Source organism: Vitreoscilla stercoraria DSM 513 (genome assembly GCF_000382305.1).
Taxonomy (GTDB): domain Bacteria; phylum Pseudomonadota; class Gammaproteobacteria; order Burkholderiales; family Neisseriaceae; genus Vitreoscilla; species Vitreoscilla stercoraria.
This window is the reverse complement of record NZ_KB908027.1, coordinates 16,857-29,385: the sequence shown is the minus strand read 5'-3', so window position 1 is coordinate 29,385 and position 12,529 is coordinate 16,857. Positions and strand designations below refer to the sequence as shown.

Below are 12,529 nucleotides of genomic sequence, written 5' to 3'. Positions count from 1 at the left end.
AAACAAAGCGTCCTGTAAACATTTACAGGACGCTTATCAATTGTCACGCTACCAAGACCCACATTCAAGGCTTAGGCGCAGACAATTCACGCACATCACGCCAACCTTTATCAGTGCGCACCAAAGTCGCCGTCAATTCATTGGGTTGTTCTAATTTTTGTTTCAATTCAGGCATGCCTTCTTTCATCAACTGCTTGGCAAAACCTTCTAATTTGTATTCAGGCTGATAACGCACTTGCGTGATGGTCATGCCATTGGCAGGTGTAGGCTCGGTGAACCAAGCGACTTTGTCTACTTTGACTTGACCCAAACACAAAGCATGACCTTGTGCTGTACCACGAAGGAATTGTTTTTTACCTTCTTCGGTCAATTGGTAGCTGCTCACAGGCACTTGTAAATCATTTCCTAACAAAGCTTTTTGTTCTTTTTTGCCTGCTTTTTCATACAAGCCAGCACGGGTCAAGACACGCAATTGTTTTTGAGCCGCTTCGTTGATGTCATCGCCATTCAAATTCTCAGTCGTGATGTGTATCCACTCATCACCCAAACCACCTTTAATCAAGTGCGCTGTATTGCCTGCTTGCTGTGCCAACAAGCCTTGCACAGACACACAAAATGGATGGTCACGATTGTATTCATCGATGGCTTTGCTCAAATCACTCTTGCTAACACCATTACCCGAACAAGCAGCTAAAGTAGCCACCAAGCCTAAAGCGATCCAATATTTCATGTTTGTCCCTTAAAAAAGCCTATTTGATTTGCCTATATCATGACAAGAATGCTGCAGCCTCGCAAGCGACATTTTCAGTCTGACCCACTAATGTATTCTAAAAATCAGTTAAAATGGTATTTTGTTCACAAAGGCACTGTTATGTTGCATCTGTATGGTATTCCCAATTGCCAAACGGTTAAAAAAGCCCGTGTTTGGTTGGAAGAAAATGGCATTGAATATGTGTTTCACAATTTCAAAACCGAAGCACCCACAACCGAATTATTGCAATCATGGCTGCAAACCACCAATCTAGAAAGCTTGGTCAACAAACGTGGCACGACTTGGCGCAAATTGTCAGAAGACGAACAAGCTGCGTTACAAAACCCTGAAACAGCCATGGCTGTGTTGATTGCCAACAGTTCTGTCATCAAGCGTCCTGTAGCCGTTATTCCTGAAACACCCTTGATTTTAGGCTTTGATATCGATACTTACACGAATGCATTTGTAAAATTATGATTCAACATTTCATTTCCCAACTGAATTTAAGCATTGACAATGCACGCAATAATTTTTTGTTTATGAAATATTTGGCCGAACACATGGGCAAAATCGATGCCTTGTATTTGGTGGACAATGTTTTTGATGTTTGGACGGGAGATGAAAACCGCCACCATGTGACGGAGGAGTTGATTACCGCATTGGCTGTCTTCACCCAACACACACCCGTTTTTATTCAAACTGGTTGGACTGATTTTTTATTAGGCGATGTTTTTGCACAGCGTACAGGCATCACTTTTTTACCACCTGTGGCAAAGATTGCTCATCTTGATGAAACCATTTTATTGGTTTCGAATACTATTTTAAGTATATGGCATCCTCAATACCAACAATTGCGCCAAGAGTTACTCCAACAAAAATCGATCAGTTTGTCCCCCAAGCAGCAACTCATACTCGCTCAAAACATCCAACAAGCAGCAGCCCTTCCTCACACTCAAGCTAAAAATACGACCATTCAAACTTTATTGCAACATAATGGTATGGATTTTGCTTATAATCGAACCATCCTATTTGGTCATACAGGTAGCTTCTTAGCAGAATCAACCATTTGGCATAAAAAATCAACCACTTGGTATGACTTACCACATTGGCAGCAAGAGCATGGTATTTATTTAGTATTGTCTGATACTGAACAAAAACTCATGTTAGATAGCTCTGCTAGAATCTAACGACTCTCTCCAATCACTTTCATATATTGAGCGATCATGGCTTCTACTATCTTAGAAATATTACAAACACGGGTTCAAACTTTAGGCAATAATATCGTGAAAACCGAATCTAAAATCAGCCTAATTCAAGAACAACTGCAACAAAATCAAATCCATCTCACCCAAGCACAGCAAGATGGTGATTTAACTTTGATACGTGAATGCTTAAGCAAGCAACAAATTTTACAAGAAGCCATCCCACCCTTGCAAAAAACATTGGCCAACATTCAAAAAAGCCACCGCTTATTTGAACGCCAATTGCAACAAAACTCTGTTGCCTTAACCAAATAATCTTATGTCAATATCCCAACTCATATAAAAATCCACCTATAAATAGGTGGATTTAATGTCTTCCCAAACCATCATTAACGCAAATAACGCAATAAATCATCCAAAACATACACACTCACAGCCATCAGCCCGACCAAAAAGGAAATTTGAATCTGGCTAATGGTCAAATAATGTACAGGCTTAGCACGCATACGAGCAACCAATGCAAACATTCCCATAATCAACCACTGTATCAAAATCCAATATACAGGCTGCAAAAAATACAGCTGCAACAAACCCATTAAAACATATGGACTTAACCCCTCAGGATGTTGGTACAAAGCAGCAGCCATAGGAATCAGCCAAGCCAGATGCAGCGTCATACCTGTTAAAGCCAAATACATTAAATAAGGTGAACAAGGCGGTTCTGCATAAAAAACACGAGTTGCAGCATGATAACGCCAATGATTGACAAAGAAAAACAAGCTACCTAAAGAAATCCACAAAGGAAGAAATCCACAAAGGCAATAAATGCAGAAATAAAATAGCATGGTGGTATACAAAGCCAGGCAACACACTGGCCAATAACCAAATAGAGCCCATTCCTAAGCCTATTGTGGCCAACATCCATTGTGTATGACCATTGGTATGCGCATAGTAAAAAAACAAGCCTGCATAAATAAAAATGACCACTGTGCTTAACATAACACCGTAACACCCATGATTCTGGCCAAAGCAGCACCTAAAACTTGCACATATGCTTCAAGATAAGTCGTGTCTAATTGAGTATTAAAATAATCCTGTTGATCAGATGCCACCACCCACATACCCAAAGTATGACCTTGATAGACAATCGGCAAAACCAAAAAACTAGCATGATTGTGCTCAAACCAATTACTCATACTATTAGGCAAACGCGAGTAAGCGCGTACCTCATTCAAATGAACCACCATATCCATTTGCAAATGACGCGGTACAGGACGCTTATTACATGGTGCGAACAGTTTCAATGCATGGGCTGGAAAATCCAAAGATTCAAACAACAAAACATCCAAAACCGATTCTATTGCCTGATAACCATTAGCTCGTGCAAGATGTGCAGCACTGTCCCACAATAAATAAGACAATTTTTCATTCATACGCAAAGCCGCTAACCATTGCTGCTGCCGTTGGCTCAAAATATCATTCTCAACTTTGGCTTTGACCAGTTGCGCTTCACGAAAATCTTTAACCTTAGCACGAACTGACACCTGCAAATCCTCTTGCTGAACAAGCCAATCGGGATTTGCAGCCAAATAATCAATGACTTGCTTTTCAGTCAATTCACTCAATATGTCAATACCCCACTGTAAACTTCAGCCGCAGGACCTGTCATCAATACCGACTCTCCTTCTTGCCATTGAATGGTCAGCGTACCTCCTGGCAAGTTAACCAACACGTTTTGATTCAATAAACCATGACGTATACCAGCAACCGCCGCCGCACAAGCACCTGTACCACACGCTTGCGTTTCACCAACACCACGCTCAAATACACGCAAATTGATTTCATCACGCGAAACAATCTCTGCAAAACCCACATTCACTTTTTGTGGAAATTGTGCGTGTGATTCAATTGCTTCGCCCAAAACACTCACTGGTGCTTTGCGAATATCATCTACCAATAAAACTGCGTGAGGATTGCCCATATTGACACAACTGATAGTGACCGTATCAGTACCAACAATCAAAACATGAGCCATAGCATCGTGATCAGTAGGGCTGCTTGGAACATAAGGAATTTCTTCAGGCGCAAAATGTGGTTTGCCCATGTCTACGGTAATTTGCCCATCTTCCAATACATGCAAAACAATGATGCCACGCATGGTTTCTACCATGACAGATTTTTTATCTGTCAAACCATGTTCTGTCACATATTTAGCAAAACAACGCGCACCATTACCACACTGCTCGACTTCACTGCCGTCAGCATTAAAAATACGGTATTTAAAATCACAGCGTTCATTGCTAGAAGGCTCAATCACCAATAATTGATCAAAACCAACGCCTGTATGACGATTAGCCCATGCTTGAATGTTCGCAGCTGTCCATGAAATAGGCTCTTTGGTTGCATCCACAACCAAAAAGTCATTGCCCAAGCCATGCATTTTGGTAAATTTCAATGTATTCATACGTCACTTCTACTTTCATTCATCATTAGATTCATTGTGTCACAAACCAGCACTCTATTATAGTATCTAAATCCAAATTCATATGCCACCTACTTATAACAATAATACACGACTCATAACGTAAATAAGATGCTCCTAATTCCATATCAGAAGCATCTTATTTTCATTTTCAAGAACACCATTACGCTACCAGCGGCGATTCTCGGTCGTGTCTAACAATGGTCTTAAATCAGCGGCAATCACTTCTCGCGCTCGGAAAATACGGGAACGTACAGTTCCAATAGGACATGCCATCACCGAGGCAATTTCTTCATACGACAAACCATCTATTTCTCGCAAGGTAATCGCACGACGCAAATCTTCTGGCAATTTCGCCACAGCACTTTCCACCGTTTCCAAAATCTGACGGTTCATTAATTCTGCTTCTGGTGTTAAATCATCGGCAATTTGTTCTGCCACATCCAACACCTCACCATCACTATTGGCAATATCACTGGAAGTAATGGGACGTTTATTAGAGTTGGCTAAGAAATTCTTCGCAGTATTGATACTGATACGATATAGCTATGTATAAAATGCACTTTCTCCGCGAAAACTGGGTAAAGCACGATAAGCTTTGATAAAAGATTCTTGTACCACATCGTTTACTTCATGTTCATCTTTTATAAAGCGTGATAACAAACGTGCCAAGCGACGTTGGTATTTCACCACCAGTAACTCAAACGCATGGTGATCGCCCTGTTGCGCTTTTTCAACCAGCTGCTGATCTATTTCTCGATCTTCCATGAGCACTCACTTACAAGAGATTAAAAGTCAAATAAATTCCAATGAATTAATTCGGTTGTATTAAATACAAGTCTAAAAAAGACAAATATTCATTCCATATTGGAAACTGCCGTAGCATCTCACCATCTTGTATTTTTGCTGCCCATACTTGATGGCTACCTTCACTAAAAATCCAACAAGGCCATTCTTCTATAACAAACAAAGGGATTTTTTTTGCCTTCAAAACCTTCATCAATTTATTCAAAGTAATCTCATCAGTGATTGAGCGAACTTTGGATAATGGCAACAACGCTACTCCATATTTTCGTAAAGAACTGCAATGATTAGTATTGTCGAACTGTTTTAAGAATGCAAGTGCTAATTGGAGCTTATCTTGTTCATTGATAAATGAGTTCTCAAAAAAATCAAATAATTGTTTAAATTGCCCCTGTTGTTGCTCACCCCAAGCATATAATCTGCCTCGGTCTGCTCTAACTTGATTACATCCTAATGATATTTGATGCCGAGTAGTAGGAGAATGCGCTAATTCAGCTAAAAAATGGTTTAATTTGGCTTTACTCCAAGTACTTAGCTGATAATGTGTTGCAAATAATAATAATTGTTGTTCTTGTCGCGGGATACTCAAGCTGAGCATTTTATTAATACTGAAAACTTTTTCTGAAAAAATATATTTCCAATCTTGCTCTTGTATCTCATTTAATACAGATAATTCTTGCTGACGCTGATAAATCCCTGCCAATATTTTTTTATTAGTGTATGCATCATACAAATTCAATTGGGGTAAAACTGTCTTTCTCAACCAATTTCTGGTGTATGACTCATCTGCGTTACTTGGATCATTAACATACGCCAAATTTTCTTCTAATGCATATTGTTCTAAATCGCTCTTAGAAAGATTTAAAAACGGTCGCCACAACTGAACAGCTGCATTTAAAGGTCTCCAAGCTGGCATGGCCGCTAAGGCACGCAAACCGCCACCGCGTAAAAATGCCAATAATGCCGTCTCCACCTGATCATCGCTGTGGTGTGCCAAAACCACCACATCTGCCGAGGTTTTCGCAAAAGCCTGATACCTTGCCATTCTTGCAGCAGCTTCTATACCTAATTTCGCTACTTGCTCCACTTTTACATTCTCAATGCGTAAATTAATTTGCAAACGCTCACACAAACGCTCACAAAAGCTTACCCATTCTCCTGATATCAGCTGTAACTGGTGGTTCACATGAACGGCAGAAATATGCCAATTCATAGTGTCTTTCAAAGAGGCTAAAACATGTAATAAAACGACCGAGTCCAAACCGCCACTTAAAGCCACTTCCAAATGAAAATGGTCAGAACCATTAGGCTCTGACCATGAATTGACAATGGCTGCTTGTAATTTATTTTTCAGCATACGTACCATAAGCCATAATGCGATCAAAACGCACCGTTAATAAATCCGCCATAGGCATGTCTTGTGCCTGACGCAATTGCTCTACTATCACACTTTTGACATTGCGCATGATTTCAGGGAAATTGCGATGTGCACCACCCAAAGGCTCATCAATCACACGATCGACCAAATTCAATTCATGCAAACGCTTAGCGGTAATACCCAAAGCTTGAGCTGCATCGGCCGCTTTTTCTGCCGTTTTCCACAAGATGGATGCACAACCTTCAGGAGAAATCACTGAATAAGTTGAATATTGCAACATATTGACTTTGTCGCCCACAGCAATAGCCAACGCACCACCAGAACCACCTTCACCAATGACCGTACAAATCACAGGCACACGCAATGTAGTCATTTCATACAAATTTCGACCAATCGCTTCAGATTGACCTCGTTCTTCTGCACCAATCCCAGGATAAGCGCCCGGAGTGTCAATAAAAGTAATGACTGGCAAGCCGAATTTTTCAGCCAATTTCATCAAACGCAACGCTTTGCGATAACCCTCAGGTTTAGGCATGCCGAAATTACGATAAATCTTTTCTTTGGTATCACGGCCTTTTTGGTGACCAATGACCATCACAGATTGACCGTTCAAGCGTGCCAAACCGCCAACAATGGCAGGATCATCTGCAAATGCACGATCGCCATGTAACTCTTGGAAATCGGTAAAAATATGCTGGATGTAATCTAATGTATAAGGACGTTGGGCATGACGAGACACTTGCGATACTTGAACAGGTGTCAATTTCGCAAAAATGTTTTTGGTCAGCTCATCGCTTTTCTTTTGTAAGCGTTTGATTTCTTCAGAAATATCAACTACGGAATCGTCCTGAACAAAACGCAACTCTTCAATCTTTTGGCTTAATTCTGCAATCGGTTGCTCAAAATCCAAAAATACTTGCTTCATGCAGTGGTATCCATGTGTCGTAAATTATCAATTATCATACGCTATCTTATTCTTAGGTGCAGCTGTTTTGCATCGTGATTGATGCAAAGCAACATTCAAATCCTTAAAATTCAGCGCATCTTGCATTATCGCATAGCCATTCTAGGTTTAAAATACAAATACTAACTATGACTACTCATTATTCAATGTGATATTCATTGATTGCATACAAACACAGTACAATAACTTGGCATCATTAAGGAAAACATCATGAGTGACATCAATACCATGCGTTTGGATAAATGGCTATGGGCAGCCCGTTTTTTCAAAACCCGTGCCTTGGCGCAAAAACACATTGAACTGGGACGCATCAAAGTCAACAACGAGCGCATTAAAAACAGCAAATACATCGTTGTAGGCGATGTGGTGGACATGAATTTGAACAGCTTGCCCCACCGTTTGACCATCAAAGGCTTGAATATGCAGCGTCGTCCTGCGCCCGAAGCACGTTTGTTATACGAAGAAGATGCTGAAACCATCGCCAAACGTGAGCACATGAAATTGCTCAATCAAGCTGCGGACATGCAAACTTATTATCCCGAAGGTCGCCCGACCAAACGCGACCGTCGTCAAATCGACAAATTCAAACAAGATTGGTAAACCCAAGCGTCCTGTAAACGTTTACAGGACGCTTAAAGCTTGTTTTCCGTTACAATGCCTGTTTTGTTTCATTGGCAATCGGGCAATATGCGTCTTACCCATATCAAATTGGCAGGTTTTAAATCTTTTGTAGATCCGACCACTTTACACGTTCCGGGTCAATTGGTTGCAGTCATGGGACCTAATGGTTGCGGTAAAAGCAACGTCATCGATGCTGTGCGCTGGGTTTTAGGCGAAGCGTCTGCCAAACAATTGCGTGGCGAATCGATGCAAGACGTGATTTTCAATGGTGCTACCACCCGCAAAGCGGTGTCTCGTGCTGCCGTAGAATTGGTATTTGACAACAGCGATGGGCGTTTACAGGGCGCTTTTGGACAATATACTGAAATTGCCATCAAACGGGTGTTAACTCGCCAAGGACAATCAACGTATTACATCAACAACCAAGTGGTGCGACGCCGAGACATTACCGATTTGTTTTTAGGTACGGGCGTGGGTGCGCGTGGTTATGCGGTGATTGAGCAAGGCATGATTTCACGCATCATCGAAGCACGTCCTGAAGAATTGCGTGCCCACATCGAAGAAGCCGCAGGCGTATCCAAATACAAAGAACGCCGCAAAGAAACCGCCACCCGTTTAAAAGACACCACCGAACACTTGCAGCGTTTGGCAGACATTCAATCGGAATTGAATATTCAAGTCAACAAACTGAACACCCAAGCCCAAACCGCTGCCCAATACCAAGACTTGTCTGCCGACTTACAGCACCAACAAAATCACATGGATTTCATCCGTTACCGTGAAGCCGAAGCTTCATGGCAACAAGCGCATCAAGCACAACAAGATTTGCAAACACAATTGGATATCAGCCAAACACAAGCGCAGCAATTGTCAGATGATTTATACCAATTGCAAATCAACGAACAAGTCGCACAACAACATATCCACACCTTGACCGAGCAACGCACCATCAAGCGTGAGCAAGCGACACGTTTGGAAATGCAAATCCAACACCTCCAAACCAACCATGAGCGCATTATTCGAGAACAAGAACAAGCATCTGAACAATTGCAACACATTGAAATGGAGCGAAGCAATTTAATCGCCTCTGCCGAAGAAGCGTACATTGAGCTAGAAGAATTACAATATTCACACGAACAATGGCAAATGCAGCTAGAGCAATTGCAAGACACTCAACCACAGCAACAACACGCCAGCGAAGATTTAGAACAAGCGTGGCAACACCAACAAACCACGCTGCACTGCTTAGAACGTGAATTGGCATTATTGACACAACAGCAACAACACCAGCGCCAACAACAGCAACAGTGGCAACAGCGCCAACAACAATTGCTGCAACACCAACAAGCCTTAGATTTACCGACAACAAGCAGCTTACAGGACGCTCAAGAGCGAGTGGCATTGTTGCAAGAACAGGTTTTAGAAGCTGAAAATCTGATATTACAACATGAAGATGCACAACAAAGCTTACAGGACGCTTTAAAACAAGCACAACAACAAGCGCAACATTGTCAGCAACAAATCATTGCCATCGAAGCCAAACAACAAACCATTCGTGCATTATTGCCCAATGTGTCCAACACGATGTCGGACGATGCACAAATTTTGTGGCAACACATGGAAGTGTCTGAAGTTTGGGTACATGCCGTGCAAACGCTGTTGCGAGAACGCCAACATTGTCGCAGCCATGCACCACACATGGTATCCGATCAGCCTAACGCCATCAGTTGGCTGAATATGCCTGATGACTTGCCCGATGCTGCGATACTGCCTGACAGTTTGGCGCATGTGATTCATACCCACGCCACCTTCACTCCTGCGATTGCCTATTGGTTTGGTCATATCCGCTGCGCTCCTGATTTGGAAACTGCTTTGGCGCAACAATCGCAATTGCAAGCTCATGAAGCTTTCATCACGCCACAAGCTTGGTGGATCGATGCGGTGAGTGTGCAAGCCTTAGCACAAGAAAGCGAAGCTTTGCTAGAACACCAAGCACAACTGCATGCCTTGGCAACGCAATGGCAACAATGGCAACCGCAAACAGACCAAGCACAAAACATTGTCTTGCAACTGCAACAAGATTTAGACACACAACAACAGCAATACAAACAAGCCCAAACGCAACACAAACAATGGCATGAGCAATTGCGTTTGGCTCATACCGAAGCGACTCAGTTATTAGAACGCACGCAGCAAGTACAACTGCGCCACAATCAAATTGAACAAGAATTGGCACAGTTGCAACTCTCTTTGAATCAAAATGAACAAGAGCACAATCAAAGACAAACTCAGATTCATGAGTTACAGGACGCTCAAGAACAATTAAATCTAGAATTAACGCAGTTATCAGAACAACGTGAAAGCCAACAACACCACCAACAACAATTGCATTTGCAAATATTGGAAGTGCAACGCCAACAAGGTTTGGTGGCTTTGGAATTGCAAAAAAGACAACAGCAAAACCAACACATTCAGCAACGTTTACAGCAATTGATGCAGCAACAACAACATTGGAGCGAGCGCCAGCAAAGTTTGGCTTTGCAATTTGACGATGATGCCAATACCGATTTGTTACACACACAATGGCAAGCATGTTTGCTGCAAATCGACACTTTGGAAGAACACATTCAAAGCGAGCAACAGCACAACCAACAACATGTCGCCACACGACAACAGTTGCAGCAACAACAGCAACAATTGGACACACAATTGCCGCAGCAACGAGCACAATTGCAACAACAATTGTTATTGCAACAACAAGCGCAATGGAATCAAGAGCGTTATTTGGAGCAGCTGCAACAACGTGGTGCCCTGTTGAAAGATTTGATTGATTTGCCTGTGGTCAGCTTGGCACCACTGCAACAAGCCATTGTGCGTTTGAACCAACAATTACAAGCTTTGGGTCCTGTCAATTTGGCCGCTTTGCAAGAGTTGGAACAAGCGCAAGAGCGTTGTGATTATTACCAAAATCAACGTGAAGATGTGGAACAAGCCATGGCTTTACTCAATGATGCGATGGCGCAAATTGACACCGAAACCAAAAATTTGTTTGAGCAAACATTCCATGCAGTGAACGAACACATGCAAGCGTTTTTCCCGACTTTGTTTGGCGGTGGGCAAGCGAGCTTGAAATTGGTGGGCGAAGACATGCTCGAAGCTGGCGTGGCGATTATGGCGCAACCACCGGGCAAGAAAAATTCGACCATTCATTTGCTCTCAGGTGGAGAAAAAGCCTTGACGGCAATGTCATTGGTATTTGCACTGTTTAGTCTCAATCCTGCACCGTTTTGTTTGCTTGATGAAGTCGATGCGCCTTTGGACGATGCCAATACCGCACGTTTTTGTCGTTTGGTTGAAAAAATGAGCCAACAAACACAATTTTTATACATTTCTCACAACCGCTTGACCATGGAAATGGCGGAACAATTAATCGGTGTGACGATGCAAGAAAAAGGTGTATCACGCATTGTCGATGTCGATATCAAGCAAGCAATGGCTTTGACCGAGCAAACCATTTAGAGTCCCATTAGGCTTGTTTTTTATTCAAACTGAATTTAAAGTTTGCACTTTAAGCGTCCTGTAAAGTTTACAGGACGCTTTTTAACAAGCTGTGTGTTTTATTAAGGAAACATAAAGATGTCATTTACCCAAGACGTTTGGCAACGCAATCACGCGTTATACCAAGCCACAGTCCAGCATCCATTCAACCAAGAATTGGCCGCAGGCACACTGAGTCGTGAGGCATTTATTCATTATGTCATTCAAGATGCGCATTATTTGCTCGCTTATGGTCGGGCTTTGGCAGTGATTGGTGCGAAAGCTTATGATGCGGATTCTGTGATTCAATTTACCGAAGCGGCCAAATTGGCCATCATCGTTGAGCGCAGTTTGCACGATGGTTTTATGGCGGATTTTGGCATCAGCAAAGAAGATTTCGAAGCCGCACCTTTGAGCCAAGCTTGCCACCATTACACTTCATTTTTACAAGCGACCGCTTGGGCAGAAAGCTATCCGGTGGCGTTGGCGGCAGTGTTGCCATGTTATTGGGTGTATGCACAAGTGGGCAATGACATTGTCGATCAATCGGTCGCCAACAATCCTTATCAAAAATGGGTCGATACTTATGTCAGCGATGAGTTTCAGGACGCTGTGACCAAAGTTTTGGCCACCATTGATGCTTTGGCAGAACAAGCCGATGCGGCGACAGTCGAAAAAATGCATGCAGCTTACACTCGTGGCGCTGAATTGGAATGGGTATTTTGGGATTCGGCTTATCGTTGTGAACAATGGCCTTTGTTACAGGACGCTTTGAAACCAGCTTAATCAC

Annotated in this window: 12 protein-coding genes and 1 pseudogene; 6 read left to right on the top strand and 7 right to left on the bottom strand. The window is 42.4% G+C overall.

Annotated elements, in window-relative coordinates:
• Positions 1-64: 64 nt before the first annotated feature.
• Positions 65-730: a hypothetical protein gene (locus tag H150_RS0108590; RefSeq protein WP_019958649.1), complete on the bottom strand. Its 666-nt coding sequence runs from the start codon at positions 728-730 to the stop codon at positions 65-67.
• Between the two features lie 141 nt (positions 731-871).
• On the opposite strand from H150_RS0108590, the gene H150_RS0108585 reads away from it, so the two are divergent.
• The 3 genes from H150_RS0108585 to H150_RS0108575 are packed head-to-tail and all read left to right on the top strand — an operon-like array spanning position 872 to position 2,268.
• The gene (locus H150_RS0108585) at positions 872-1,228 is read left to right on the top strand and encodes an ArsC family reductase (protein WP_019958648.1); all 357 of its coding nucleotides are present in this window, start codon (positions 872-874) and stop codon (positions 1,226-1,228) included.
• Complete coding sequence (locus tag H150_RS0108580; RefSeq protein WP_019958647.1) at positions 1,225-1,938, top strand: metallophosphoesterase family protein; 714 nt, start codon at positions 1,225-1,227, stop codon at positions 1,936-1,938. Before H150_RS0108585 ends, H150_RS0108580 begins: the two co-directional genes overlap by 4 nt.
• Positions 1,939-1,974: 36 nt before the next feature.
• Positions 1,975-2,268: a hypothetical protein gene (locus H150_RS0108575; protein WP_019958646.1), complete on the top strand. Its 294-nt coding sequence runs from the start codon at positions 1,975-1,977 to the stop codon at positions 2,266-2,268.
• Positions 2,269-2,342: 74 nt separating this feature from the next.
• On the opposite strand, the gene H150_RS0108570 is transcribed toward H150_RS0108575, so the two are convergent.
• The 6 genes and pseudogenes from H150_RS0108570 to H150_RS0108540 all read right to left on the bottom strand — a co-directional run bounded on the left by H150_RS0108570 (position 2,343) and on the right by H150_RS0108540 (position 7,542).
• Positions 2,343-2,753: a hypothetical protein gene (locus H150_RS0108570; RefSeq protein ID WP_155970503.1), complete on the bottom strand. Its 411-nt coding sequence runs from the start codon at positions 2,751-2,753 to the stop codon at positions 2,343-2,345.
• 192 nt (positions 2,754-2,945) lie between these two features.
• Positions 2,946-3,578, bottom strand: a complete 633-nt coding sequence (locus H150_RS0108560) for a DUF484 family protein (protein WP_019958643.1) — start codon at positions 3,576-3,578, stop codon at positions 2,946-2,948.
• On the bottom strand, positions 3,575-4,417 hold the full coding sequence (gene dapF / locus H150_RS0108555) for a diaminopimelate epimerase (RefSeq protein WP_019958642.1): 843 nt from the start codon (positions 4,415-4,417) through the stop codon (positions 3,575-3,577). Before dapF ends, H150_RS0108560 begins: the two co-directional genes overlap by 4 nt.
• 186 nt (positions 4,418-4,603) lie before the next feature.
• Positions 4,604-5,203: pseudogene (gene rpoE / locus H150_RS14095) on the bottom strand (RNA polymerase sigma factor RpoE).
• 46 nt (positions 5,204-5,249) lie between these two features.
• A complete protein-coding gene (tilS, locus tag H150_RS14795; protein ID WP_019958639.1) occupies positions 5,250-6,596 on the bottom strand; it encodes a tRNA lysidine(34) synthetase TilS in 1,347 nt (448 codons plus the stop codon).
• Positions 6,583-7,542: an acetyl-CoA carboxylase carboxyltransferase subunit alpha gene (locus H150_RS0108540; protein ID WP_019958638.1), complete on the bottom strand. Its 960-nt coding sequence runs from the start codon at positions 7,540-7,542 to the stop codon at positions 6,583-6,585. Before H150_RS0108540 ends, tilS begins: the two co-directional genes overlap by 14 nt.
• 249 nt (positions 7,543-7,791) lie before the next feature.
• Here H150_RS0108540 and H150_RS0108535 point away from each other — a divergent pair, with 249 nt between their 5' ends.
• The 3 genes from H150_RS0108535 (at position 7,792) to tenA (ending at position 12,525) form a co-directional block, all read left to right on the top strand.
• Positions 7,792-8,181, top strand: coding sequence for an RNA-binding S4 domain-containing protein (locus H150_RS0108535; protein ID WP_019958637.1), 390 nt, complete (start codon positions 7,792-7,794; stop codon positions 8,179-8,181).
• An 87-nt stretch (positions 8,182-8,268) separates the two neighbouring features.
• On the top strand, positions 8,269-11,721 hold the full coding sequence (gene smc / locus H150_RS0108530) for a chromosome segregation protein SMC (RefSeq protein WP_026353598.1): 3,453 nt from the start codon (positions 8,269-8,271) through the stop codon (positions 11,719-11,721).
• A gap of 117 nt (positions 11,722-11,838) precedes the next feature.
• Positions 11,839-12,525 (top strand): thiaminase II, encoded by a 687-nt coding sequence (tenA, locus tag H150_RS0108525; protein WP_019958635.1) that lies wholly within the window; start codon positions 11,839-11,841, stop codon positions 12,523-12,525.
• The last annotated feature ends 4 nt before the right edge of the window (positions 12,526-12,529 follow it).